Here is a 21,265-nt window from a genome sequence, read left to right as displayed (position 1 = left end):
ATGATCAGACTGCCCGGATGATGTCTGTCATCAGCCCGTGTAGCTGGTCCCGGTATCCGGTCCTTGCCGATGGCGCGTCCTCGCGCGAGGTCATGACCACGGAGAGCCTTCTGGACGGAACAATGTAAAGCATCTGGCCGCCATAGCCCCAGGCGTAAAACACCTTTTCTCCGCCCATCTCCTTGATGAACCAGCAATATCCGTAACCATCTCCGTTAAAGACGGAGTTGGTGCGCTGTTGCCAGGACTGGTCGATCCACGCCTGGGAAATCAGTCGCTGCCCGTCCGGCGTTACGCCGCCGCGCCGGTACAGTTCTCCAAAGGCCAGAAGTGAGCGAGCGGTCATCGCCATCTGGTTTCCGCCGAGATAGATGCCCTGCGGATCACGCTCCCAGCCACCGATCGCAAAACCCTCAAGTGGACGAAACCAATCTCGCGCCAAGGCAAGTGTCGAGCGGCCGGAGGCCTTGGTCAAGATCGCCGAGAGCAGATGCGTGGACGCCGTGGAATACAACATGCCACCACCCGGCTCCCCGGCAAAACCGGAGCCGAGCGCCATCCGAACCCAGTTTCGACTTGCCACCCAGCGCCCGTAATTCGGCCCCGACATGCGCTCCAGTCCCGATTGCATGGACAAAAGATTGCCGATGGTGATCCGCTCCAACCGCGGATCGGGATTCTGCGGAAAATCGCTGCGCAGGATGGTCGCGATCGGCTGGTCCGCGCTCTCGATGACCTTGCGATCGATGGCCATTCCGACCAGCGCCGAAATGATCGATTTTGACGCCGATTTGATATTGGTGGAGCAGTTAAGACCCGCGCCATGATAAGCGCGGCTTGCAACCTCCTCGCCCTCGATGCTGATGATGACTGCCTTGAGACTGGAAAGCGCGTCCGCATCCCGTAGCAACGGTTCGAAACGAGCCGCACCGCCGGCAGTCTGCGCGCGGGCAATGGAGGCGAAAGGTAGCGACACCATGAAGGCGAGTGCGGTTCGTCTTTTCATGGTGATGAAGGTAGTCATCGCTGCGTTCTGGAAAAGGGTCGCTGGACGAACATCACTCCAATGTGACTACGAGATAGGAAACAGCTGTAAGTCGTTTCGTATTAGCGATGGAAAAACAGAATGTTGAAGGCCGTCGAAGAATCACCCTGTGAGGCGCTTCAATCTATTTGTGAGCTGGGCTTCGCACTCAATTCAGACAGTAAAAAGCCGCACCAGGGCGCGGCTGATCGAATTGCAGATCGAACATCACTCTCGACGTATCCTCGGGCCTGTCCCGAGGATCTATCCACATCGCGTAGTATTGGTCGGTTGCAGATGCTCGGGACAAGCCCGAGCATGACGGAAGAGAGCTTATCGTTTCCGATCAGCAAGCTCCAGCCATCGCGCAAGGCTGCGGCCAGTACTTCGCCGCCCACTGCCGACAGGATTACTCCGGCAAAATCCGCACTGCGCCCTTATCCGCGCTCGATGCGAAGGCCGCATAGGCCTTCAGCGCTGTGGTGACATTGCGCTTGCGCGGTGCTTCCGGCTTCCAGCCCTTTTCTTCCTGCTCGGCGCGGCGCGCGGCCAGTTCCGCATCGGAAACCTTCAGGTTGATCGTGCGGTTCGGAATATCGATCTCGATCAGGTCACCCTGGCGCACCAGGCCAATGGCGCCGCCCTGCGCCGCTTCCGGCGAGGCATGACCGATGGAAAGGCCTGACGTGCCACCGGAGAAGCGACCATCGGTGATAAGCGCGCAGGCTTTGCCAAGGCCCTTGGATTTCAGGTAGCTGGTTGGATAAAGCATTTCCTGCATGCCCGGCCCGCCCTTCGGACCTTCATAACGGATGACGACCACGTCGCCCGCCTTGACCTCGTTGCCGAGAATGCCCTTCACGGCCGCGTCCTGGCTTTCGTAAACGACCGCCGGGCCGTTGAATTTCAGGATGGATTCATCAACGCCCGCCGTCTTAACGATGCAACCGTCTAGCGCGATGTTGCCGTAAAGCACGGCAAGGCCGCCATCCTTAGAGAAAGGCTTTTCGACCGAACGGATGACGCCGTTGTCGCTGTCGGTATCCAGATCGTCCCAGCGCGAGGACTGGCTGAAGGCAACCTGCGTCGGCACGCCACCGGGCGCTGCCTTGAAGAATTCACGCACCGTCTCGCTGTTAGTGCGCGTGATGTCCCAACGGTCGATGGCGTCGCCAAGCGTCGCCTCATGTACCGTATAGGTATCGCGGTTGATGAGACCGCCGCGCTCCAACTCGCCGAGAATGCGCATGATGCCGCCGGCGCGGTGAACGTCTTCCATGTGAACGTCCTGCTTGGCGGGCGCGACCTTGGAAAGGCAGGGCACCTTACGAGACAGCCGGTCGATGTCTTCCATGGTGAAATCCACCCCGCCCTCGTGCGCGGCGGCGAGGATATGCAGCACCGTGTTGGTGGAGCCGCCCATGGCGATATCCAGCGACATGGCGTTTTCGAACGCCGCCTTGTTGGCGATGGTGCGTGGCAGAACGGTTTCGTCTTCCTGCTCGTAATAACGGCGCGCCAGATCGACGATCAAATGACCGGCCTCCACGAACAGGCGTTTGCGATCCGAATGGGTCGCGAGCGTCGAGCCGTTGCCGGGCAAGGACAAGCCGAGCGCCTCGGTCAGACAGTTCATCGAATTGGCGGTGAACATGCCGGAACAGGAACCGCAGGTCGGGCAGGCAGAGCGCTCGATGACCTTGACGTCCTCATCGGAGATCTTGTCATCGGCAGCAGCCACCATGGCGTCAACCAGATCGAGCGCAACGGTCTTGCCGTGCAGAACCACCTTACCCGCTTCCATCGGACCGCCAGACACAAAGACGGCGGGAATGTTGAGGCGCATGGCAGCATTCAGCATGCCGGGAGTGATCTTGTCGCAGTTGGAAATGCACACCATCGCATCGGCGCAATGGGCGTTGACCATGTACTCGACCGAGTCCGCAATGATCTCGCGCGACGGCAGGGAATAAAGCATGCCGTCGTGACCCATGGCGATGCCGTCATCGACCGCGATGGTGTTGAATTCCTTGGCGACACCGCCAGCCGCTTCAATCTCGCGGGCCACGAGCTGACCGAGATCCTTCAGGTGCACATGGCCGGGCACGAACTGCGTGAAGGAATTGACGACAGCGATGATCGGCTTGCCGAAATCGCTGTCCTTCATGCCGGTGGCGCGCCAAAGGCCGCGCGCGCCCGCCATGTTGCGGCCGTGGGTTGTCGTTCTGGAGCGATAGGCTGGCATGGTGTTTTCCTCGATCTCTGGCCAGAAGCGCGTCCCGCGAAAGCGGCAAGATGGCTCCTTCCCTATTTTGCGGTGTTTCTAGCGCAAACCGCGAGCGCTGTCACTGTCACCTTCGCTCAAAACAGTACGGTCCGGTACGGTACGCCCCTGAATTTGACCTGCCATAAAGGGCCGGGCATCACAAATGCGCGATTGCGAGCCGCCGGCCCTATTTTTCATCGCGACGCTGAAACATATCTGTGCAGCGACCGTATTGGCTATCATAATCGATTTATCGCCGATGCACCCGGCTTTTGTGGAGGTTACCATGCCCGCCTATCGTCCGCCTCATATTGCGTCTTCAGAAATCACGCCGAAGTCCTTCTATCTCTCCCGACGCAATTTCCTCGGAACGGCGGCAGGGCTCGCAGCCGTTGGCCTGGCGGGACGCGAGGCCGTCGCCGCACCGCTTTCGGCAAAGGCCAGTGCCTATAAGCTGGATGAAAAGCTCACGCCGCTCGACGCCGTCAGCAGCTACAACAACTTCTATGAATTCGGCGTCGGCAAATCCGACCCAAAGGAAAATTCCGGCAAGTTCAAGCCAACACCATGGACGGTAAAGGTGGACGGCCTCGTTTCGAAGCCGCAGGAATTCGGTATAGAGGAGTTGATGAAATATCAGCTTGAGGAGCGCACTTATCGCATGCGCTGCGTCGAGGGCTGGTCGATGGTCATTCCGTGGATCGGCTTCCCGCTTGCGAGCCTGCTCGACAAGGTTGAGCTCCTGGGCAGCGCCAAATATGTCTCCTTCGAGACCGTCGTTCGGCCCGAGGAAATGCCCGGACAGAGCGGCCTGTTCCAGCCTTTGTCATGGCCCTATGTCGAAGGACTGCGTCTCGATGAAGCGCGCCATCCGCTCACCATCCTCGCCGTCGGGCTTTATGGCGAAACGCTGCCGAACCAGAACGGCGCACCGATCCGGCTCGTCGTGCCGTGGAAATACGGCTTCAAGGGCATCAAATCCATCGTCCGGATCTCGCTCACCGAAAAACAGCCGGAAACGACCTGGAAAAACTCCAATGCCCGCGAATATGGCTTCTATTCCAACGTCAATCCGCATGTGGACCACCCGCGCTGGAGCCAGGCGACGGAGCAACGCATCGGCGAAGGCGGCTTTTTTGGTACGCAGAACCGTCCGACGCTGATGTTCAATGGTTACGAGGAAGTGGCGAGCCTCTATGCGGGTATGGACCTGAAGGCGAATTACTGACCATGGCCATTGCCCTGTCCCTTCCCTCGCTGCCGAAGCGTTACCAACCGGCAGCCATCTGGGCGCTCTATGTCATCGGCCTTGCTCCAGGTGTCTGGTATTTCTACCTCGCCGCAACGGGCGGCCTCGGCTTCAACCCGGTCAAGGATTTCGAGCACCTGCTCGGCATCTGGGCACTGCGCTTCCTCTGTCTCGGGCTGCTCGTCACGCCGCTGCGCGATCTCTTCAACCTCAACCTCATCGCCTACCGCCGGGCGCTGGGCCTGATCGCCTTTTATTATGTTCTGGCGCATTTCACCGTCTATCTGGTGCTGGATCGTGGCCTCGTCTTCAGCTCCATCGCCGGCGACATTCTCAAACGCCCCTACATCATGTTTGGCATGGCAGGGCTCATCATGCTCCTGCCTCTGGCGCTGACCTCGAACCGCTGGTCGATCCGCAAACTCGGCAGCCGCTGGAACACGCTGCACAAGCTCGTCTATCTCGTCCTCATCGTCGGCGTGCTGCATTTCGTGCTGGCGCGGAAATCGATCACGCTGGAGCCGATGTTCTATATCAGCACGATGGTGGTGCTGTTGGGCTATCGGCTGGTGCGCAAACCGATCCTCCAATACAAGCGCGCGCGCCAACCACGCCGTGCGCCTTTACACGCGCCGCCAAACGCATGAGCCCTCCCGAGAGACCGTCCCCGCTTCAACAAGCATGGCACTGTCTTCAGCAACTCAAGCCGCGTTGAGCGAGGTATTCCACATTATTGCGCGTGGCTCAGCATGCGAACCGACTCAAATTTGTAAAGGGTTAGATGTGAGGCAGCGGCAGGCATTGTCGCAACTCGCCGAACGCATTACGGAAGGCGACGTGGGGGAAGACGATCTGCAAACCCTCTGGGCAAAGCATTACACGGCCGACCGAGTGTATATTCTGCCCCTCCCCCTCACCGAAATTGTGAACCGGATCGCGCGACACCTGCCGCATCATAAACCCCGGCACGGGCAAAACCGCCGGTAACAGCAAACCCACTATCCGCAACAAAAAAGCCGGGCGATCTCTCGCCCGGCTTTTTTAACTCACGACGCCTTGAACGGCGTCAAACCTTATGCGGCTTCGGCAGCAGCAGCTTCAGCAGCAACGCGAGCCTTGTCGGCTGCGCCCTTGGCGTCAACGTCGCGCTCGACGAATTCGATGACGGCCAGAGCGGCATTGTCGCCCTGGCGGAAGCCGGCCTTCATGATACGCAGGTAGCCGCCGTTGCGGTTTGCGTAACGGGCTGCGATCGCGTCGAACAGCTTGCGAACAGCGTCCTGATCCTTGATCTGCGAAATCGCCTGACGACGAGCGTGCAGGTCGCCGCGCTTGCCGAGGGTGACGAGCTTCTCAACGATCGGGCGAATTTCCTTCGCCTTCGGAAGCGTGGTGACGATCTGCTCATGGGTGATGAGCGAAGCAGCCATGTTGGCAAACATTGCCTTGCGGTGGCTGGCGGTTCTATTGAGCTTGCGGCCTGAATTACCGTGGCGCATTGCTATTCTCCTTCTACGCAGGTTCCTTCTTTAAGGCCTGCCGTTTCCTGGCACATGCAGGTGACTTACCTGCTGTTTGACGGGGAAAGGCAGTCTTTGAGGTCTGCCTTCTTGTTTGTTAGTACTGGTCTTCGTAACGCTTGGCGAGATCTTCGATGTTCTCAGGCGGCCATGCCGGCACTTCCATGCCGAGGTGCAGACCCATGGAAGCGAGAACTTCCTTGATTTCGTTCAGCGACTTGCGACCAAAGTTCGGCGTGCGGAGCATTTCGGCTTCGGTCTTCTGGATCAGGTCGCCGATGTAAACGATGTTGTCGTTCTTCAGGCAGTTTGCCGAACGAACGGACAGCTCGAGCTCGTCGACCTTCTTGAGAAGCGCCGGGTTGAACGCGAGTTCCGTAACCGATTCTTCTTCTGCTTCCTTTTGCGGCTCGTCGAAGTTGACGAACACGCCCAGCTGGTCCTGAAGAATACGAGCGGCGAAGGCAACGGCGTCTTCGCCGGAAACCGAACCGTTGGTCTCGATCGTCATGATCAGCTTGTCATAGTCGAGAACCTGGCCTTCACGGGTGTTTTCCACCTTGTAGGACACTTTCTTGACCGGAGAATAGAGGCTGTCCACCGGAATGAGCCCGATCGGGGCATCTTCCGCGCGGTTGCGCTCAGCCGGTACGTAACCCTTGCCGTTGTTGACGGTGAATTCCATGCGGATTTCAGCGCCATCGTCGAGCGTGCAGATCACGTGGTCGGGGTTCAGGATTTCGATGTCGCCTACCGTCTGGATGTCACCAGCGGTTACGGCACCCGGACCCTGCTTGCGCACGACCATGCGCTTGGAATCATCGCCGTCCATCTTGATGGCGATTTCCTTGATGTTGAGCACGATATCCGTCACATCTTCCCGAACGCCGGGGATGGAGGAGAATTCGTGCAGGACACCGTCGATCTGCACGGCCGTAACAGCGGCGCCGCGCAGGGAAGACAACAGAACGCGACGCAGCGCGTTGCCGAGGGTAAGACCGAAACCACGCTCCAGCGGCTCGGCAACCAGTGTTGCCTTGGTGCGGCTGGACGAGGTGAACTCGACCTTGTTCGGCTTGATAAGTTCCTGCCAGTTCTTCTGAATCATCTTTAAACCTTCCGTTCGCCGCCACCATCCAATCGTGACGGACCGAGCATGAAAACACCGAGAGGAACCGAATTCAGTGGTTCATCGGTGGGTTCTTGAGCGCAAGTCCGCCGATCGAAATCGACGCGCACACGCCAGATACACGAAAATTCCGCCAGACCTGAGGTAAGGCGGAATTTCCGAACCACGGTCGCGTCAGACGCGGCGCTTCTTGCGCGGACGGCAACCGTTGTGCGGGATCGGCGTCACGTCGCGAATGGAAGTGATCATGAAACCGGCAGCCTGCAGAGCGCGAAGTGCCGATTCACGGCCGGAACCCGGACCGCAAACTTCAACTTCAAGCGACTTCATGCCGTGTTCCTGAGCCTTCTTCGCGCAATCTTCAGCAGCGATCTGGGCAGCGAACGGGGTCGACTTACGCGAACCCTTGAAGCCCTTGGCACCAGCGGACGACCAGGCGATAGCATTGCCCTGTGCGTCGGTGATGGTGATCATCGTGTTGTTGAAGGTCGAGTTGACGTGCGCGACGCCAGACGTGATATTTTTGCGTTCGCGACGACGGACGCGTGCGGCTTCCTTGGCCATTTTATACCTTTCATTGATCTCTCCACCGCCGTAACACCAGCGGCTACACCAGCAATCAGCCCGCGACCGAGCTTTTCGCCAAACTCAGAAAGGCTGGCGCGGACTGCACCAGCCTCCCCTTTCCGGAGAACCGGAAAATTACTTCTTCTTACCAGCGATAGCCTTCGCCGGACCCTTGCGGGTGCGGGCGTTGGTGTGCGTGCGCTGACCGCGGACCGGAAGGCCACGACGGTGACGCAGGCCGCGGTAGCAACCGAGGTCCATCAAACGCTTGATGTTCATCGACGTCTCACGACGCAGGTCACCTTCGACCTGGTAGTCGCGGTCGATGGCTTCGCGGATCTGAAGAACTTCAGCATCCGTCAGCTGATGAACGCGCTTGTCAGCCGGAAGACCGACCTTGTCCATGATTTCCTGCGCGAATTTCGGACCAATCCCGTGAATGTAGGTCAGCGCAATAACAACGCGCTTCGCAGTCGGGATGTTGACGCCAGCGATACGTGCCACGTCTTTTCTCCTTGGTTCCAGTTGCCATCCGGCAAGTGGTGATTCCATTTGAGCGGCCGAAAGACCGCCAGTTCAAATTGGTGTCCGTGACAAGTCAAAACGACCGAACCCGGATCTCCCTTCCCTAAGGGAAATCCGCGCCAGTCGCTTGGGATGTCGCGAGTTGGCGCGGTGTTTAACGGAATCAGCGCAAAAAAGCAACCGGCTCCGCCAAGATTCTTTTGCGATCCAAAGGATCAGCCGCCTTTCGGAAAAGGAATATGGGCAAGAACGCGACAGTCCTCACCCATTCATTCCTTCGATCAGGCAGAGGCCTTCTCGAGAACGCGCTCGATAGCCTCGGTGACGGCATCGACATCTGCCATGCCATCCAGCGTCACCAGTTCGCCCTGTTCGCTGTAATAAGCGGACAGCGGCGCAGTCTTTTCGCGATATTCCGTCAGACGCTTGCGGAAAGCCTCCGGATTGTCATCCGAACGGACAGTGCCGCCAGCAGCAATGGTCTCGGCGACGCGGTTTTCGATTCGGCGAATCAAAGCCTCTTCGTCCACTTTCAGCTCAATCACAGCGTCGAGAACGAGGTTCTTCTTGCGCATGTTGTCGGCAAGCGCCTTCGCCTGCGGAACGGTGCGCGGATAACCGTCGAGAATGAAACCCTTGGCACAGTCAGGAGCTTCGATACGTTCGGAAACGATCTGATTGACGATATCGTCGGATACCAGCCCGCCGGCGTCCATGACGGCCTTGGCGCGCTTGCCGATTTCGGTGCCCGCGCTGACCGCAGCGCGCAGCATGTCACCGGTTGAAAGCTGGGGGATCCCGTACTTGTCAGTCAGCCTCTTGGCCTGGGTTCCCTTGCCCGCACCCGGCGGACCCAAAAATATCAGTCTCATCGTCCCCTCTTTCCTCCACGCAACTTCGACTTCTTGATCAGACCTTCATACTGCTGGGCGATCAGGTGACCCTGAACCTGCGCAACCGTATCCAGAGTTACACTGACGACGATCAAAAGCGAAGTACCACCAAGGGCTAATGGGATGCCCGTGCGTGCGATAAGTGTCTCAGGAAGGATACAGACGAAGACCAGATAAATCGCGCCGACCACCGTGATGCGGGTCAGAACGTAATCGATGTACTCCGCGGTGCGCTCGCCCGGACGGATGCCGGGAATGAAGCCGCCATGCTTCTTGAGATTGTCAGCCGTATCCTTCGGATTGAACACGATCGCCGTGTAGAAGAAGGCGAAGAACGCAATCAGCAAGCCATAGAGTGCCATGAACAGCGGCTGGCCATGCTGCAGCGACGCGATGATCGAGGTTGCCCAGGTCGGCAGGTTGGTGTTACCGGCAAAGCCCGCAGCGGTTGCCGGCAGAAGCAGCAGCGACGATGCGAAGATCGCGGGAATGACGCCGGCGGTATTGAGCTTCAGCGGCAGGTGCGAGGTATCGCCCTGGAACATCCGGTTCCCGACCTGTCGCTTCGGATATTGGATCAGCAGACGGCGCTGCGCACGCTCAACGAACACGATGAGAGCAATGACACCGATTGCAACCACGACGACCGTCAGGATGAGCGGGGTCGAAAGCGCACCGGTGCGGCCGAGTTCCAACGTGCCGGCAAGAGCCTTGGGCAGACCTGCGGCAATGCCCGCAAAGATGATCAGCGAAATACCGTTGCCGATACCGCGCGAGGTGATCTGCTCGCCAAGCCACATCAGGAACATCGTGCCGCCGAGCAGCGTGATGACGGTGGAAATGCGGAAGAACCAGCCTGGATCGACCACGAGGCCATTGCCGCTTTCAAGGCCGACCGCAATGCCATAGGCCTGCAGCGTGCCGAGCAGCACCGTGCCGTAGCGGGTGTACTGGTTGATGATCTTGCGACCGGCCTCGCCTTCCTTCTTCAACGCTTCGAGCGAGGGCACGACCGAGGTCATGAGCTGCACGATGATCGAAGCGGAGATGTAAGGCATGATGCCGAGGGCGAAAATCGCCATGCGCTCGACAGCGCCACCCGCAAACATATTGAAAAGACCGAGAATACCGTTGGCCTGGCCACGGAAGGCCTGCGCATAGGCTTCAGGGTTCAGGCCCGGAAGCGGAATATGGGTGCCGAGACGGTAGACGAGAAGTGCGGCAAGAGTAAACCAGAGACGCTTTTTCAGATCCTCCGCCTTAGCGAAGGTCGAAAAATTCAGGTTCGAAGCCAGTTGTTCCGCTGCTGAAGCCATAAATTTCTCCGAATGACCCTTGCCAGCCAGCAATACCGGCCAATGCGGAAAGGTCTAAAAGATACTGGTCAAAACCGGGCTTCGGACGAATGCAGCTCTTGGCCGCCATCATGCCTCACCCTGTTTTTTATGTCCTATCCCCTCCCCTACGGAAGTTCAAGAACTGTGAGGCTCTCCCTGCGGCACTTTCTGCCGCAAGCGGGGCAAAGAAAGCACACCGCGAAGAGATTGCCCTGATGCTCTATAAATCGATTTAGATCGAAAGCAACAGTGGCCAGGGAGCGCAAACGCCCGGCGCGACATGCGGACCGGGCGTCTGAAGTTCATATATTACTCGGCGGCTTCCGCTGCAACAGCGAGAAGCTTGATCGAGCCGCCAGCCTTTTCGATCTTTTCAAGCGCGGGCTTGGAAGCGCCGGCAACTTCGAAAGAGACCTTGGACTTCAGCTCGCCGTCGGCGAGAATGCGCACGCCGTCCTTGGCGCGACGGATAACGCCGGCAGCCTTGAGAGCCGCAGCATCGATCGTGGCGGAAGCGTCAAGCTTCTTGGCGTCGATCGCGGTCTGAATGCGACCGAGCGACACGACAACATATTCAGAAGCGAAGATGTTGTTGAAGCCGCGCTTCGGCAGACGACGGTAGATTGGCATCTGACCGCCTTCGAAGCCGTTGATGGCGACGCCCGAACGAGCCTTCTGACCCTTGACGCCGCGACCACCGGTCTTGCCCTTGCCGGAACCGATACCGCGACCTACGCGGATACGATCCTTGGAGGCGCCTTCGTTATCTCTGATTTCATTGAGTTTCATGATAGGTTACTCCGTCTCACTTCTCGTCAACGACGCGAACGAGATGCTGGACCGCACGGATCATGCCACGAACCGCAGGAGTATCTTCCAGGGTGCGCTGACGATGCATCTTGTTGAGACCCAGACCGACCAGCGTCTGACGCTGGATTGCCGGGCGGCGAATAGGGCTGCCGATCTGTTCGACCGTAACAGTCTTCTTGGCTTCAGTAGTCTTCTTGGCCATGATCCAGCTCCTTATTCTTCAGAAGCGTTGCCGGAAGCGGCACGGCGAGCCTGAAGGGTCGCATACTTCAGACCGCGCTGTGCAGCGATGTCCTTCGGATGAACCTGATGCTTCAGAGCGTCGAACGTGGCGCGAACCATGTTGTACGGGTTCGACGAACCGGTCGACTTCGCAACAACGTCATGAACGCCGAGCGTTTCGAAAACGGCGCGCATCGGACCACCGGCGATGATACCGGTACCGGCCTTGGCCGAACGCAGCAGAACCTTGCCTGCGCCGTGACGGCCATTGACGTCGTGATGAAGCGTACGGCCATCGCGCAGCGGAACGAAAATCAGATCGCGCTTTGCGCTTTCAGTTGCCTTGCGGATCGCTTCCGGAACTTCACGAGCCTTGCCGTGACCGAAACCAACGCGGCCCTTCTGGTCGCCAACGACGACGAGAGCGGCAAAGCCGAAACGACGGCCACCCTTAACAACCTTCGCAACGCGGTTGATCGCGACCAGCTTGTCGACGAATTCGCTATCGCGCTCTTCACGATTCTGGCGATCGTCGCGAGAACCTCTTTTTTCCTGTGCCATTGTCCTTGTCCTTTTTCTTTTACGGGTGGAACGGCAAACGAAAAGACCAGCGGCCTCACTGAAGAGATCCGCGTGGTCCGGTGAAATTCCGCCCGGATCATTGTCCGGGCGGAAAAAGATCAGAAGTTCAGGCCGCCTTCGCGGGCAGCGTCTGCCAGGGCCTTGATGCGGCCGTGATAGATGAACGCGCCACGGTCGAATACGACATCCTTGACGCCAGCCTTGACGCCGCGCTCGGCAACCAGCTTGCCGACAACCGTTGCTGCTGCAACGTCGGCGCCAGTCTTGAGCGAGCCGCGCAGATCGGCTTCGAGCGTGGAGGCAGACGCAAGCGTCTTGCCAGCAACGTCATCGATGATCTGGGCGTAGATGTTCTTCGACGAGCGATGAACCGACAGGCGCGGGCGGCCGTTGGCAACCGCCTTGATCTGGCGGCGCACACGGCTCGCGCGACGTGCAAGTGCTTCTTTCCTGCTAGCCATTTCGCGTGATCCTTACTTCTTCTTGCCTTCTTTGCGGACAATACGCTCTTCAGCGTACTTCACGCCCTTACCCTTGTAGGGCTCGGGACCGCGGTATTCGCGGATTTCCGCGGCTACCTGGCCAACCTGCTGCTTGTTGATGCCGGAAACGATGATTTCCGTGGGCTTCGGAACGGCGATGGTGATGCCGACCGGCGGCTCATAAACCACGTCGTGGGAGAAGCCGAGAGCCAGCTGCAGGTTCTTGCCCTGCATGGCGGCACGGTAACCAACGCCGTTGATTTCGAGCTTGCGCTCGTAGCCGTCCTTAACACCCTTGAAGATGTTCTCGATCATCGTGCGGGACATGCCCCACTTTGAACGAGCTTCCTTGCTCTCATTCGCCGGCGTTACGGAAACGCCGTTATCTTCGAGCTTCAGCTGAATGTCGTCGTTAGCGACGAAAAACAGTTCACCCTTCGGGCCCTTCGCAGTGACCTTCTGGCCGTCGACATTGGCCGTCACACCTGCGGGAACCGGAACGGGCTTTTTACCGATACGAGACATTATTCAATCCTGTCTGTTCGTTATGGAGATCCTTGCTCGGGTCTTAGAAGACCGAGCAAAGAACCTCACCACCAACGTTCTGTTCGCGAGCCTGGTGATCGGCCATCACGCCCTTCGGGGTCGAAAGGATGGTGATGCCGAGGCCGTTCGCGACCTGCGGAATGGACTTTACCGAGACATAAACCCGGCGGCCCGGCTTGGAAACGCGGCCGATCTCACGGATCACGGACGCGCCTTCGTAGTACTTCAGCTCGATCGTGAACTCGGACTTGCCGTTTTCGAAATCGACCTTGGAATAACCGCGGATGTAGCCTTCAGCCTGCAGCACGTCGAGAACGCGTGCGCGGAGGCTGGAAGCAGGGGTGCTTACCGAAGACTTGCGGCGAGCAGCACCATTGCGGATGCGGGTGAGCATATCACCCAAAGGATCAGTCATGGTCATGTGCCCGTCTCCTTACCAGCTCGACTTGACAATGCCCGGCACCTTGCCGGAATTGCCCAGCTCACGAAGCGCGATACGCGACATCTTGAGCTTGCGATAGAACGCGCGCGGACGGCCCGTTACTTCGCAGCGGTTGCGGATACGCGTCTTCGAGCCGTCACGCGGCAGCGAAGCGAGCTTCAGAGTGGCCTTGAACCGTTCTTCGATCGGAAGGGACTGGTTCATCACGATCGCCTTGAGTGCAGCGCGCTTGGTGGCCTGCTGGGCGACCGACTTGCGGCGGCGCTTGTTCTTTTCAACTGCGCTTGTTTTCGCCATATCGGAGTTCCTTTTCTACGCTCGTCGTTACGGTTAGTGACGGAACGGGAAGTTGAACTCTGTCAGCAGAGCCCGAGCTTCGTCGTCCGACGTCGCCGTCGTGCAAACGATGATGTCCATGCCCCACATCTGATCAACCTTATCGTAGTTGATCTCAGGGAACACAATGTGTTCCTTGATGCCCATGGCGAAGTTGCCACGGCCGTCAAAGCTCTTCGGGTTCAGGCCCCGGAAGTCGCGAACGCGCGGCAGCGCGATGTTGACCAGACGATCAAGGAATTCGTACATGCGGGCGCCACGAAGAGTAACCTTCGCACCGATCGGCATGCCTTCGCGAACCTTGAAACCAGCGATCGAGTTGCGAGCGCGGGTAACGACCGGCTTCTGACCGGCAATCGCAGCCAGGTCACCGGCAGCAATCGTGGGCTTCTTGGAGTCGGCGGTTGCTTCGCCAACGCCCATGTTGATCACGATCTTTTCAAGCTTCGGGATCATCATGACGTTTGCGTAGGAGAACTTCTCCTGCATGGCGCCACGGATACGGGAAACGTATTCCGTCTTGAGACGCGGCTCGTACTTATCAGCCATCGATCACTTCTCCCGAACGCTTGGCCACGCGGACCTTCTTGCCATCCACAACCGAGAAGCCAACGCGAGTCGGCTTGCCATCCTTGTCGACGATGGCGATGTTGGAGATGTGCAAGGATGCTTCCTTGTTGATGATGCCGGCTTCCTGAGCCTGGGTCTGGCGCTGGTGACGCTTCACCATGTTCACGCCACGCACAACGGCACGGTCTTCTTTCGGCATTACCTGGATTACTTCGCCGGTACGGCCCTTGTCCTTACCGGTCAATACGACAACCTTGTCGCCTTTACGAATTTTCTGCATCGCAATCGCTCCTTACAGTACTTCCGGAGCCAGCGAGATGATCTTCATGTGGTTCTTGGCGCGAAGTTCGCGCGGAACCGGTCCGAAGATACGGGTGCCGATGGGCTCTTTCTTGTTGTCGATAAGAACGGCTGCGTTGTTATCGAAACGGATGACGCTGCCGTCAGCGCGACGGATGTCCTTGGCGGTGCGCACGACAACCGCCTTCATCACGTCGCCCTTCTTGACGCGGCCGCGCGGAATAGCTTCCTTGATGGAAACGACAATAATGTCGCCAACAGAAGCATATTTGCGCTTCGAGCCGCCCAGCACCTTGATGCACATGACACGACGTGCGCCGGAATTATCCGCCACGTCGAGGTTTGTTTGCATCTGAATCATGTCAGGTCGCCTTCTTGTTGTTACCAGAACGGTTGGGCAAACTCTCCCGAGCGAGCCCCCTGCCCCAGCTTATGAATATCTCTTTTTTTGCGCGGAAAAATCGTGACAGGGTGGTTTCCCGAAGGACCTTCCGTGCGCATCAAAGCAAAAGACGCCCGGGTCACGAGCGTCCTTGCGCTGCTTCATACAGGAATTCGCGCCAAGTGCAAGACACAAGGCGCGATTCTGATGAAATTAAGCCTGGGCGGAAACAACCGTCCAGCGCTTGTCCTTGGAGATCGGTGCGCATTCCTCGATGGAAACGACATCGCCGACCTTATACTGATTGTTTTCGTCGTGTGCCTTATACTTCTTCGAACGACGAACGGTCTTCTGAAGCAGCGGGTGAGCGAATCGACGCTCAACGCGAACTACGACAGTCTTCTCGTTCTTGTCGGACACAACGACGCCCTGCAGAATGCGTTTCGGCATATTATTCTTCCTTAGGCCTTGGCTTCTGCCGCCTTCTGGCGGGCAATGGTTTTTACGCGGGCGATATCCTTGCGGACTTCGTTGATGCGCGAGGACTTCTCCAGCTGACCAGTTGCCTTCTGGAAGCGCAGGTTGAACTGCTCCTTCTTCAGATCGGCGAGCTTGTCCTTGAGCTGGTCGGCGCTGAGGCCGCGAACTTCATCGGCTTTCATGTGCCTTGCTCCTTACTCTGCGATGCGCTGTACGAAGCGCGTCTTGACCGAGAGCTTGGCAGCGCCGAGACGAAGCGCCTCACGGGCGATCTCCTCGGACACACCGTCGATCTCGAACATCATACGACCGGGCTTGACCTTGCATGCCCAGTAATCGACCGAACCCTTGCCCTTACCCATACGAACTTCGGTCGGCTTGGCCGTAACCGGAACGTCGGGGAATACGCGGATCCACACGCGACCTGCGCGCTTCATGTAACGCGTGATCGCGCGGCGGGCCGCTTCGATCTCGCGTGCATTCACGCGGTTCGGTTCCTGCGACTTCAAGCCGAATTCACCGAATGCCAGGTCAAAGCCGCCCTTGGCGACGCCCTTGATGCGTCCCTTGAACTGCTTACGGTACTTAGTACGCTTTGGCTGCAACATTTTCTTACTTCTCCGAGCTTATCTTTCGCCAGCGTCAATCAAGCGTTTTCGCGACGACGATCGCCACGATCGCCACGCTCACGGCTTGCAGGGCCCTGTGCGTCGCCTTCGAGACCGCGACGCTCAGAGGCCATCGGATCGTGCTCAAGGATTTCGCCCTTGAAGATCCAGACCTTGATGCCGCAGATGCCGAATGCGGTTTCAGCTTCAGCCGTGCCGTAGTCGATGTCCGCACGCAGCGTGTGCAACGGGACGCGACCTTCGCGGTACCATTCGGTACGCGCGATTTCAGCACCGCCGAGACGGCCGCCGCAGGTGATCTTGATACCTTCGGCGCCAAGACGCATTGCGGACTGAACAGCACGCTTCATCGCACGGCGGAAAGCCACGCGGCGCTCGAGCTGCTGAGCGATCGACTGGGCAACCAGCGTCGCGTCGATTTCCGGCTTGCGCACTTCAACGATGTTGAGGTGCGTTTCGGAGTTGGTCATCTCGGAGAGCTTCTTGCGAAGCTTCTCGATGTCCGCACCCTTCTTGCCGATGATCAGACCCGGACGAGCCGAGTGGATCGTGACGCGGCACTTCTTGTGCGGACGCTCGATAACGACCTTGGCGATACCGGCCTGCTTGAGTTCCTTGATCAGGTAAGCCCGGATCTTGAGGTCTTCATGCAGCAGCTTGCCGTATTCTGCGGTGTCAGCGTACCAGCGGCTATCCCAGGTACGGTTGATGCCGAGACGGAAGCCGATCGGATTGATTTTCTGACCCATTATGCGGCCTCCCCTTTTTCCTCAACTTCACGAACAACGATCGTGAGGTGAGCGAACGGCTTTTCAATGCGGGAAGCACGACCACGGCCACGAGCGTGGAAACGCTTCATGGTGATGGACTTGCCAACATAGGCCTCGGCGACGACGAGAGCGTCGACGTCGAGGTCGTGGTTGTTTTCCGCATTGGCAATTGCAGATTCCAGCGTCTTCTTGACGGTGCCTGCAATGCGCTTGCGGGAGAATTCGAGCTCGGCGAGAGCGCGATCAACCTTCTTGCCACGGATAAGAGCGGCAACCAGGTTCAGTTTCTGGGGGCTGACGCGGAGCGTACGGGCAATGGCCTGAGCCTCATTGTCCTTCAGCCGGCGTTCGGTCTTAGCCTTCGCCATGATTACTTCCTCTTTGCCTTCTTGTCCGCGCCGTGACCGTAATAGGTACGGGTCGGAGAGAATTCACCGAACTTGTGGCCGACCATGTCTTCGTTGACCGAGACGGGCACATGCTTGCTGCCGTTGTAGACGCCGAACGTCAGACCAACGAACTGCGGCAGGATCGTGGAACGACGGCTCCAGATCTTGATTACTTCGTTACGTCCGCTCTCGCGCACCTTCTCAGCCTTTGTGAGAAGATAGCCGTCAACAAACGGACCTTTCCATACTGAACGAGCCATGAGTGACTACCTCTCTTACTTCTTACGCTGATGGCGCGAGCGCATGATGAACTTGTCGGTCGACTTGTTCGAACGGGTGCGCTTGCCCTTCGTGGGCTTGCCCCACGGAGTAACCGGGTGGCGACCACCCGACGTGCGACCTTCACCACCACCGTGCGGGTGGTCGACCGGGTTCATGACGACGCCGCGAACGTGCGGACGCTTGCCGCGCCAACGGGAACGACCGGCCTTGCCGTCGTTGATGTTGGCGTGGTCCGAGTTCGAAACAGCACCGATCGATGCGAGGCAGGAGCCGTGCACCAGACGCTGTTCGCCCGAGTTGAGACGCAGGATGGCCATGCCGGCATCACGGCCGACGAGCTGGACATACGTGCCGGCGGAGCGAGCGATCTGACCGCCCTTGCCCGGCTTCATCTCGACGTTATGGATGATCGAACCGACAGGAATGTACTGAAGCGGCATGGTGTTGCCGGGCTTCACGTCCACTGCCTTCTCGGAGGCGATCACCTTGTCACCAGCAGCGAGACGCTGTGGCGCGAGAATGTAAGCCTGTTCGCCGTCGGCATACGTAACCAGCGCGATGAACGCGGTGCGGTTGGGGTCGTATTCCAGACGTTCAACGGTGCCTTCAACGTCGAACTTGCGACGCTTGAAGTCAACCAGACGGTAGGTCCGCTTGTGACCGCCACCCTGGAAACGGACGGTGATCCGGCCCTGGTTGTTACGGCCACCCTTGGAGCTGAGGCCCTGGGTGAGAGCCTTTACCGGCTTGCCCTTGTAGAGCGAAGCGCGGTCCACGATAACCAGCTGACGCTGGCTTGGCGTGGTCGGATTGAAACTTTTCAATGCCATTTTCTTGTTCCCTTTTGGGTCTTTGCCCGCTTGGGCCTAACCTTTAGAGTCCGGTGGACACGTCGATGGATTGACCTTCGGCGAGCGTGACGACGGCTTTCTTGACGTCCTTCAGCTTACCGGCGAACCCACGGAAACGACGGGTCTTACCCTTGCGGATAAGCGTGTTCACAGCCGTGACTTTGACGCCGAAGAGAGCTTCCACGGCAGCCTTGATTTCAGGCTTGGAAGCGTCCTTGGCGACGTTGAATACGACCTGGTTCTGTTCGGATACCAGCGTCGACTTTTCCGTGATCGAAGGAGATACGATCACATCGTAGTGGCGAAGATCCGTCATTTGAACCGCTCCTCCAGAGCCTCTACAGCAGCCTTGGAAAGCACCAGCTTGCCACGGCGCAGGATGTCGTAAACATTGATGCCCTGAACCGGCAGAACGTCCACGTTCGGGATGTTCTGAGCAGCGAGCTTGAAGTTGCCATCAAGTTCGGCGCCGCCGATAACGAGAGCGTTGGTCAGGCCAAGCGAAGCGAAGCTGCCCAGCAGAGCCTTGGTCTTTGCTTCGGACGCGACGAGCTGATCGACGATGATCAGATCTTCAGCCTTCAGCTTTGCAGACAGGGCGTGACGCAGAGCGAGCGCACGAACCTTCTTGGGAAGGTCATGAGCGTGGCTGCGAACGACCGGGCCGTGGGCCTTGCCGCCGCCGCGGAACTGCGGTGCGCGAGCCGAATGGTGACGAGCGCGGCCCGTACCCTTCTGCTTGTACATCTTCGCGCCGGTACGGGAAACTTCCGACCGGTTCTTGGACTTGTGGGTTCCCTGCTGCTTCTTTGCAAGCTGCCAGCGAACCATGCGGGCCAGGATGTCCTGGCGGGGGTCGAGGCCGAAGATCTCATCCGACAGAGAAACCTTGCCGGCGTCTTTTCCCTCGAGGGTTTTGACGTTCAATTCCATGATAAGGCTCCCTTACTTCGCAGCCGACTTGACGGCGTCGCGGACGATGATCCAGGAACCCTTCGAGCCGGGAACTGCACCCTTCACGAGGATGAGGCCACGGTCTTCATCGGTCGAAACGACTTCGAGGTTCTGGGTCGTAACGCGCGTCTGGCCCATATGACCAGCCATGCGCTTGCCCTTCCAGACGCGGCCCGGATCCTGGTTGTTACCGGTCGAACCGTGTGCACGGTGCGATACGGAGTTACCGTGCGAAGCGCGGCCACCACCGAAGTTGTGACGCTTCATAGCACCGGCAAAACCTTTACCGATCGTGGTTCCAGTAACGTCGACCAGCTGGCCGGACTGAAAATGATTTGCGGTCAGTGTTGCACCGATATCGATCAGGTTCTCGGGGGAAACCCGGAACTCGACGAGCTTGGCTTTCGGTTCGACATTGGCGGCGGCAAAGTGGCCGCGAAGTGCCTTCGTCGTGTTCTTGACCTTGGACTGGCCGGCACCGAGCTGAACTGCGGTGTAGCCATTCTTGTCTTCCGTGCGCTGGGCAACGACTTGTACGTTATCCAGTCGCAATACTGTTACAGGGATATGTTCACCTGCGTCGTTATAGACGCGTGTCATACCCACTTTCTGTGCAATCACACCTGAACGCATTGGTTCATCCTCTTGCGAGCCTTGAAGGGAAAACCCTCTCTGGCCTTTGTTAAGGAGTGCCCTTCGACATCTCACGATGTTTCCGGTCTCCGGTTTGGAAGTCGTTGGATTGCTCCACGTACCTTCCTTGTTATTGGCCCCCACCCGAAAGTGAGGTCCGGCCTTGTTACTTCAGCCCTCACCTTGGACGGTGCGGGCCGGGTCTTAGAGCTTGATTTCCACGTCAACGCCAGCAGCGAGATCGAGCTTCATCAGAGCGTCGACAGTCTGCGGGGTGGGATCAACGATATCGAGAAGACGCTTGTGCGTCCGCATTTCGAACTGTTCACGGCTCTTCTTGTCAACGTGAGGAGAGCGGTTGACAGTAAACTTTTCGATGCGGGTGGGGAGCGGAACCGGGCCGCGAACGCTGGCGCCGGTGCGCTTTGCGGTCGACACGATTTCACGGGTAGAGGCATCGAGGATCCGGTGATCGAACGCCTTGAGGCGGATACGGATATTCTGGCCGTTCATTCGTCTTGTCCTTGTTCTTTGTTATTCGTTTCCGCACGCGGAAACACATGAACTTCTATTGATCGTGGCGCCGCAGATTTTCAAAAATCGAGAGGAATGCGCGTCGCACCCCAATCATTTCGTTAGTCTGTATTGCTAAAAACATCGCGTTTCGCAATCGCTTGCGAATCCAGCGGTGATTGTGAGTGCGCGTTTACGCGCTTTCACCGAATTTTTCAAGTCCTAAAAATGCAACGCCGCCAGGCATTTTATCAAAAGTCCGGCGGCGGTGTTTGTGACACCGCCGCCGGGCCAGAATTCTAAAAGTCTAAATTACTCGACGATCGAAGCGACGATGCCTGCGCCGACGGTACGGCCGCCTTCGCGGATAGCGAAGCGCAGCTTTTCTTCCATCGCGATCGGAACGATCAGCTCGACGTCAACCGTGACGTTGTCGCCAGGCATAACCATTTCCGTGCCTTCAGGAAGCGTCACGATGCCCGTCACGTCCGTGGTACGGAAGTAGAACTGCGGACGGTAGTTCGTGAAGAACGGCGTATGACGGCCGCCTTCTTCCTTCGTCAGGATGTAGGCTTCAGCCTT

At 58.3% G+C, this 21,265-nt stretch carries 32 protein-coding genes and 1 pseudogene; 2 read left to right on the top strand and 31 right to left on the bottom strand.

Going from position 1 to position 21,265, the window contains the following annotated elements; translation table 11 throughout:
• Positions 1 to 4 precede the first annotated feature (4 nt).
• Entirely contained in the window at positions 5 to 1,006 is a 1,002-nt protein-coding gene (locus tag FS804_RS00160; protein ID WP_144576270.1) for a serine hydrolase, read from the bottom strand.
• 427 nt (positions 1,007 to 1,433) lie between these two features.
• Positions 1,434 to 3,269, bottom strand: a complete 1,836-nt coding sequence (gene ilvD / locus FS804_RS00155; RefSeq protein ID WP_063949084.1) for a dihydroxy-acid dehydratase — start codon at positions 3,267 to 3,269, stop codon at positions 1,434 to 1,436.
• A 307-nt stretch (positions 3,270 to 3,576) separates the two neighbouring features.
• Here ilvD and msrP point away from each other — a divergent pair, with 307 nt between their 5' ends.
• Both msrP and msrQ read left to right on the top strand, forming a co-directional pair.
• Positions 3,577 to 4,518: a protein-methionine-sulfoxide reductase catalytic subunit MsrP gene (msrP, locus tag FS804_RS00150; RefSeq protein ID WP_144573917.1), complete on the top strand. Its 942-nt coding sequence runs from the start codon at positions 3,577 to 3,579 to the stop codon at positions 4,516 to 4,518.
• Positions 4,519 to 4,520: 2 nt separating this feature from the next.
• Complete coding sequence (gene msrQ / locus FS804_RS00145; RefSeq protein WP_063948604.1) at positions 4,521 to 5,186, top strand: protein-methionine-sulfoxide reductase heme-binding subunit MsrQ; 666 nt, start codon at positions 4,521 to 4,523, stop codon at positions 5,184 to 5,186.
• Between the two features lie 426 nt (positions 5,187 to 5,612).
• On the opposite strand, the gene rplQ is transcribed toward msrQ, so the two are convergent.
• From rplQ to tuf, 29 genes and pseudogenes are all read right to left on the bottom strand, one after another.
• Positions 5,613 to 6,038, bottom strand: coding sequence for a 50S ribosomal protein L17 (gene rplQ / locus FS804_RS00140; RefSeq protein WP_003521014.1), 426 nt, complete (start codon positions 6,036 to 6,038; stop codon positions 5,613 to 5,615).
• Between the two features lie 118 nt (positions 6,039 to 6,156).
• A complete protein-coding gene (locus FS804_RS00135; protein WP_003495228.1) occupies positions 6,157 to 7,167 on the bottom strand; it encodes a DNA-directed RNA polymerase subunit alpha in 1,011 nt (336 codons plus the stop codon).
• Between the two features lie 195 nt (positions 7,168 to 7,362).
• Positions 7,363 to 7,752 carry a 30S ribosomal protein S11 gene (gene rpsK, locus FS804_RS00130; protein ID WP_003495225.1) on the bottom strand — a complete coding sequence of 130 codons (390 nt, stop codon included), beginning with the start codon at positions 7,750 to 7,752 and terminating at the stop codon, positions 7,363 to 7,365.
• A gap of 138 nt (positions 7,753 to 7,890) precedes the next feature.
• A complete protein-coding gene (rpsM, locus tag FS804_RS00125) occupies positions 7,891 to 8,259 on the bottom strand; it encodes a 30S ribosomal protein S13 (RefSeq protein WP_003516122.1) in 369 nt (122 codons plus the stop codon).
• Between the two features lie 302 nt (positions 8,260 to 8,561).
• Positions 8,562 to 9,152 (bottom strand): adenylate kinase, encoded by a 591-nt coding sequence (locus tag FS804_RS00120; protein ID WP_003507790.1) that lies wholly within the window; start codon positions 9,150 to 9,152, stop codon positions 8,562 to 8,564.
• Positions 9,149 to 10,489 carry a preprotein translocase subunit SecY gene (gene secY, locus FS804_RS00115; protein WP_063948602.1) on the bottom strand — a complete coding sequence of 447 codons (1,341 nt, stop codon included), beginning with the start codon at positions 10,487 to 10,489 and terminating at the stop codon, positions 9,149 to 9,151. The genes FS804_RS00120 and secY overlap by 4 nt, the downstream gene beginning before the upstream one ends.
• Positions 10,434 to 10,601 carry a hypothetical protein gene (locus FS804_RS24840; protein WP_155737506.1) on the bottom strand — a complete coding sequence of 56 codons (168 nt, stop codon included), beginning with the start codon at positions 10,599 to 10,601 and terminating at the stop codon, positions 10,434 to 10,436. Before FS804_RS24840 ends, secY begins: the two co-directional genes overlap by 56 nt.
• Positions 10,602 to 10,819: 218 nt before the next feature.
• On the bottom strand, positions 10,820 to 11,299 hold the full coding sequence (gene rplO / locus FS804_RS00110; RefSeq protein WP_063948600.1) for a 50S ribosomal protein L15: 480 nt from the start codon (positions 11,297 to 11,299) through the stop codon (positions 10,820 to 10,822).
• Positions 11,300 to 11,315: 16 nt separating this feature from the next.
• Complete coding sequence (gene rpmD, locus FS804_RS00105) at positions 11,316 to 11,522, bottom strand: 50S ribosomal protein L30 (RefSeq protein ID WP_003495212.1); 207 nt, start codon at positions 11,520 to 11,522, stop codon at positions 11,316 to 11,318.
• A gap of 11 nt (positions 11,523 to 11,533) precedes the next feature.
• Entirely contained in the window at positions 11,534 to 12,103 is a 570-nt protein-coding gene (gene rpsE, locus FS804_RS00100; protein WP_003495208.1) for a 30S ribosomal protein S5, read from the bottom strand.
• Positions 12,104 to 12,222: 119 nt separating this feature from the next.
• The gene (rplR, locus tag FS804_RS00095; RefSeq protein ID WP_003521008.1) at positions 12,223 to 12,585 is read right to left on the bottom strand and encodes a 50S ribosomal protein L18; all 363 of its coding nucleotides are present in this window, start codon (positions 12,583 to 12,585) and stop codon (positions 12,223 to 12,225) included.
• Between the two features lie 12 nt (positions 12,586 to 12,597).
• Positions 12,598 to 13,131, bottom strand: a complete 534-nt coding sequence (gene rplF, locus FS804_RS00090; RefSeq protein WP_063948598.1) for a 50S ribosomal protein L6 — start codon at positions 13,129 to 13,131, stop codon at positions 12,598 to 12,600.
• Positions 13,132 to 13,174: 43 nt separating this feature from the next.
• A complete protein-coding gene (gene rpsH, locus FS804_RS00085) occupies positions 13,175 to 13,573 on the bottom strand; it encodes a 30S ribosomal protein S8 (protein WP_003521007.1) in 399 nt (132 codons plus the stop codon).
• Positions 13,574 to 13,585: 12 nt separating this feature from the next.
• Positions 13,586 to 13,891, bottom strand: a complete 306-nt coding sequence (rpsN, locus tag FS804_RS00080) for a 30S ribosomal protein S14 (RefSeq protein ID WP_063948596.1) — start codon at positions 13,889 to 13,891, stop codon at positions 13,586 to 13,588.
• Positions 13,892 to 13,924: 33 nt separating this feature from the next.
• The gene (rplE, locus tag FS804_RS00075) at positions 13,925 to 14,479 is read right to left on the bottom strand and encodes a 50S ribosomal protein L5 (RefSeq protein ID WP_003495201.1); all 555 of its coding nucleotides are present in this window, start codon (positions 14,477 to 14,479) and stop codon (positions 13,925 to 13,927) included.
• A complete protein-coding gene (rplX, locus tag FS804_RS00070) occupies positions 14,472 to 14,780 on the bottom strand; it encodes a 50S ribosomal protein L24 (RefSeq protein WP_003495200.1) in 309 nt (102 codons plus the stop codon). Before rplX ends, rplE begins: the two co-directional genes overlap by 8 nt.
• Before the next feature lie 12 nt (positions 14,781 to 14,792).
• Positions 14,793 to 15,161, bottom strand: coding sequence for a 50S ribosomal protein L14 (gene rplN, locus FS804_RS00065; RefSeq protein WP_003495199.1), 369 nt, complete (start codon positions 15,159 to 15,161; stop codon positions 14,793 to 14,795).
• Positions 15,162 to 15,395: 234 nt separating this feature from the next.
• On the bottom strand, positions 15,396 to 15,632 hold the full coding sequence (gene rpsQ / locus FS804_RS00060; RefSeq protein ID WP_003495195.1) for a 30S ribosomal protein S17: 237 nt from the start codon (positions 15,630 to 15,632) through the stop codon (positions 15,396 to 15,398).
• A gap of 11 nt (positions 15,633 to 15,643) precedes the next feature.
• The gene (gene rpmC, locus FS804_RS00055) at positions 15,644 to 15,844 is read right to left on the bottom strand and encodes a 50S ribosomal protein L29 (protein ID WP_003495193.1); all 201 of its coding nucleotides are present in this window, start codon (positions 15,842 to 15,844) and stop codon (positions 15,644 to 15,646) included.
• A gap of 12 nt (positions 15,845 to 15,856) precedes the next feature.
• Complete coding sequence (gene rplP, locus FS804_RS00050) at positions 15,857 to 16,270, bottom strand: 50S ribosomal protein L16 (RefSeq protein ID WP_003495190.1); 414 nt, start codon at positions 16,268 to 16,270, stop codon at positions 15,857 to 15,859.
• 38 nt (positions 16,271 to 16,308) lie between these two features.
• Positions 16,309 to 17,040: a 30S ribosomal protein S3 gene (gene rpsC, locus FS804_RS00045; protein ID WP_004442600.1), complete on the bottom strand. Its 732-nt coding sequence runs from the start codon at positions 17,038 to 17,040 to the stop codon at positions 16,309 to 16,311.
• Positions 17,040 to 17,429 carry a 50S ribosomal protein L22 gene (gene rplV, locus FS804_RS00040; protein ID WP_006313972.1) on the bottom strand — a complete coding sequence of 130 codons (390 nt, stop codon included), beginning with the start codon at positions 17,427 to 17,429 and terminating at the stop codon, positions 17,040 to 17,042. Before rplV ends, rpsC begins: the two co-directional genes overlap by 1 nt.
• 2 nt (positions 17,430 to 17,431) lie before the next feature.
• Positions 17,432 to 17,710 (bottom strand): 30S ribosomal protein S19, encoded by a 279-nt coding sequence (gene rpsS, locus FS804_RS00035; protein WP_003507772.1) that lies wholly within the window; start codon positions 17,708 to 17,710, stop codon positions 17,432 to 17,434.
• A 15-nt stretch (positions 17,711 to 17,725) separates the two neighbouring features.
• Positions 17,726 to 18,562: a 50S ribosomal protein L2 gene (gene rplB / locus FS804_RS00030; RefSeq protein ID WP_063948594.1), complete on the bottom strand. Its 837-nt coding sequence runs from the start codon at positions 18,560 to 18,562 to the stop codon at positions 17,726 to 17,728.
• 43 nt (positions 18,563 to 18,605) lie between these two features.
• On the bottom strand, positions 18,606 to 18,899 hold the full coding sequence (locus FS804_RS00025; protein ID WP_063948592.1) for a 50S ribosomal protein L23: 294 nt from the start codon (positions 18,897 to 18,899) through the stop codon (positions 18,606 to 18,608).
• Positions 18,896 to 19,516: a 50S ribosomal protein L4 gene (gene rplD / locus FS804_RS00020; RefSeq protein ID WP_063948590.1), complete on the bottom strand. Its 621-nt coding sequence runs from the start codon at positions 19,514 to 19,516 to the stop codon at positions 18,896 to 18,898. The genes FS804_RS00025 and rplD overlap by 4 nt, the downstream gene beginning before the upstream one ends.
• Positions 19,517 to 19,528: 12 nt before the next feature.
• A complete protein-coding gene (gene rplC / locus FS804_RS00015; RefSeq protein WP_003507769.1) occupies positions 19,529 to 20,170 on the bottom strand; it encodes a 50S ribosomal protein L3 in 642 nt (213 codons plus the stop codon).
• 204 nt (positions 20,171 to 20,374) lie between these two features.
• On the bottom strand, positions 20,375 to 20,683 hold the full coding sequence (rpsJ, locus tag FS804_RS00010) for a 30S ribosomal protein S10 (protein ID WP_003507767.1): 309 nt from the start codon (positions 20,681 to 20,683) through the stop codon (positions 20,375 to 20,377).
• A 312-nt stretch (positions 20,684 to 20,995) separates the two neighbouring features.
• Positions 20,996 to 21,265, bottom strand: a pseudogene (gene tuf, locus FS804_RS00005) (elongation factor Tu); the annotation flags it as partial.

Source organism: Agrobacterium sp. DE0009 (assembly GCF_007680755.1).
In the GTDB taxonomy this organism is placed as follows: domain Bacteria; phylum Pseudomonadota; class Alphaproteobacteria; order Rhizobiales; family Rhizobiaceae; genus Agrobacterium; species Agrobacterium tumefaciens_B.
The sequence above is the reverse complement of the archived record's forward strand: the minus strand, read 5'-3'. Positions and strand labels throughout refer to the sequence as shown.

What these genes read in the sequence shown, in the direction of transcription:
- FS804_RS00025 (WP_063948592.1), bottom strand. Translation starts at nt 18,899, where the DNA reads ATGACGGATCTTCGCCACTACGATGTGATCGTATCTCCTTCGATCACG.
- FS804_RS00135 (WP_003495228.1), bottom strand. Translation starts at nt 7,167, where the DNA reads ATGATTCAGAAGAACTGGCAGGAACTTATCAAGCCGAACAAGGTCGAG.
- FS804_RS00120 (WP_003507790.1), bottom strand. Translation starts at nt 9,152, where the DNA reads ATGAGACTGATATTTTTGGGTCCGCCGGGTGCGGGCAAGGGAACCCAG.
- rpmC (WP_003495193.1), bottom strand. Translation starts at nt 15,844, where the DNA reads ATGAAAGCCGATGAAGTTCGCGGCCTCAGCGCCGACCAGCTCAAGGAC.
- rplN (WP_003495199.1), bottom strand. Translation starts at nt 15,161, where the DNA reads ATGATTCAGATGCAAACAAACCTCGACGTGGCGGATAATTCCGGCGCA.
- rplO (WP_063948600.1), bottom strand. Translation starts at nt 11,299, where the DNA reads ATGAAACTCAATGAAATCAGAGATAACGAAGGCGCCTCCAAGGATCGT.
- rplB (WP_063948594.1), bottom strand. Translation starts at nt 18,562, where the DNA reads ATGGCATTGAAAAGTTTCAATCCGACCACGCCAAGCCAGCGTCAGCTG.
- rplF (WP_063948598.1), bottom strand. Translation starts at nt 13,131, where the DNA reads ATGTCTCGTATCGGTAAAAAGCCCGTTCCGGTTCCCGCAGGTGTGACG.
- rpsN (WP_063948596.1), bottom strand. Translation starts at nt 13,891, where the DNA reads ATGGCGAAAACAAGCGCAGTTGAAAAGAACAAGCGCCGCCGCAAGTCG.
- rpmD (WP_003495212.1), bottom strand. Translation starts at nt 11,522, where the DNA reads ATGGCCAAGAAGACTACTGAAGCCAAGAAGACTGTTACGGTCGAACAG.
- rplR (WP_003521008.1), bottom strand. Translation starts at nt 12,585, where the DNA reads ATGGCTAGCAGGAAAGAAGCACTTGCACGTCGCGCGAGCCGTGTGCGC.
- ilvD (WP_063949084.1), bottom strand. Translation starts at nt 3,269, where the DNA reads ATGCCAGCCTATCGCTCCAGAACGACAACCCACGGCCGCAACATGGCG.
- rpsJ (WP_003507767.1), bottom strand. Translation starts at nt 20,683, where the DNA reads ATGAACGGCCAGAATATCCGTATCCGCCTCAAGGCGTTCGATCACCGG.
- rplV (WP_006313972.1), bottom strand. Translation starts at nt 17,429, where the DNA reads ATGGCGAAGGCTAAGACCGAACGCCGGCTGAAGGACAATGAGGCTCAG.
- rpsK (WP_003495225.1), bottom strand. Translation starts at nt 7,752, where the DNA reads ATGGCCAAGGAAGCCGCACGCGTCCGTCGTCGCGAACGCAAAAATATC.
- rpsH (WP_003521007.1), bottom strand. Translation starts at nt 13,573, where the DNA reads ATGACCATGACTGATCCTTTGGGTGATATGCTCACCCGCATCCGCAAT.
- rplC (WP_003507769.1), bottom strand. Translation starts at nt 20,170, where the DNA reads ATGCGTTCAGGTGTGATTGCACAGAAAGTGGGTATGACACGCGTCTAT.
- msrQ (WP_063948604.1), top strand. Translation starts at nt 4,521, where the DNA reads ATGGCCATTGCCCTGTCCCTTCCCTCGCTGCCGAAGCGTTACCAACCG.
- FS804_RS00160 (WP_144576270.1), bottom strand. Translation starts at nt 1,006, where the DNA reads ATGAAAAGACGAACCGCACTCGCCTTCATGGTGTCGCTACCTTTCGCC.
- rplX (WP_003495200.1), bottom strand. Translation starts at nt 14,780, where the DNA reads ATGCAGAAAATTCGTAAAGGCGACAAGGTTGTCGTATTGACCGGTAAG.
- rpsC (WP_004442600.1), bottom strand. Translation starts at nt 17,040, where the DNA reads ATGGGTCAGAAAATCAATCCGATCGGCTTCCGTCTCGGCATCAACCGT.
- rplD (WP_063948590.1), bottom strand. Translation starts at nt 19,516, where the DNA reads ATGGAATTGAACGTCAAAACCCTCGAGGGAAAAGACGCCGGCAAGGTT.
- rplP (WP_003495190.1), bottom strand. Translation starts at nt 16,270, where the DNA reads ATGTTGCAGCCAAAGCGTACTAAGTACCGTAAGCAGTTCAAGGGACGC.
- FS804_RS24840 (WP_155737506.1), bottom strand. Translation starts at nt 10,601, where the DNA reads ATGATGGCGGCCAAGAGCTGCATTCGTCCGAAGCCCGGTTTTGACCAG.
- rplQ (WP_003521014.1), bottom strand. Translation starts at nt 6,038, where the DNA reads ATGCGCCACGGTAATTCAGGCCGCAAGCTCAATAGAACCGCCAGCCAC.
- rpsE (WP_003495208.1), bottom strand. Translation starts at nt 12,103, where the DNA reads ATGGCACAGGAAAAAAGAGGTTCTCGCGACGATCGCCAGAATCGTGAA.
- msrP (WP_144573917.1), top strand. Translation starts at nt 3,577, where the DNA reads ATGCCCGCCTATCGTCCGCCTCATATTGCGTCTTCAGAAATCACGCCG.
- rpsQ (WP_003495195.1), bottom strand. Translation starts at nt 15,632, where the DNA reads ATGCCGAAACGCATTCTGCAGGGCGTCGTTGTGTCCGACAAGAACGAG.
- secY (WP_063948602.1), bottom strand. Translation starts at nt 10,489, where the DNA reads ATGGCTTCAGCAGCGGAACAACTGGCTTCGAACCTGAATTTTTCGACC.
- rplE (WP_003495201.1), bottom strand. Translation starts at nt 14,479, where the DNA reads ATGGCTGATAAGTACGAGCCGCGTCTCAAGACGGAATACGTTTCCCGT.
- rpsS (WP_003507772.1), bottom strand. Translation starts at nt 17,710, where the DNA reads ATGGCTCGTTCAGTATGGAAAGGTCCGTTTGTTGACGGCTATCTTCTC.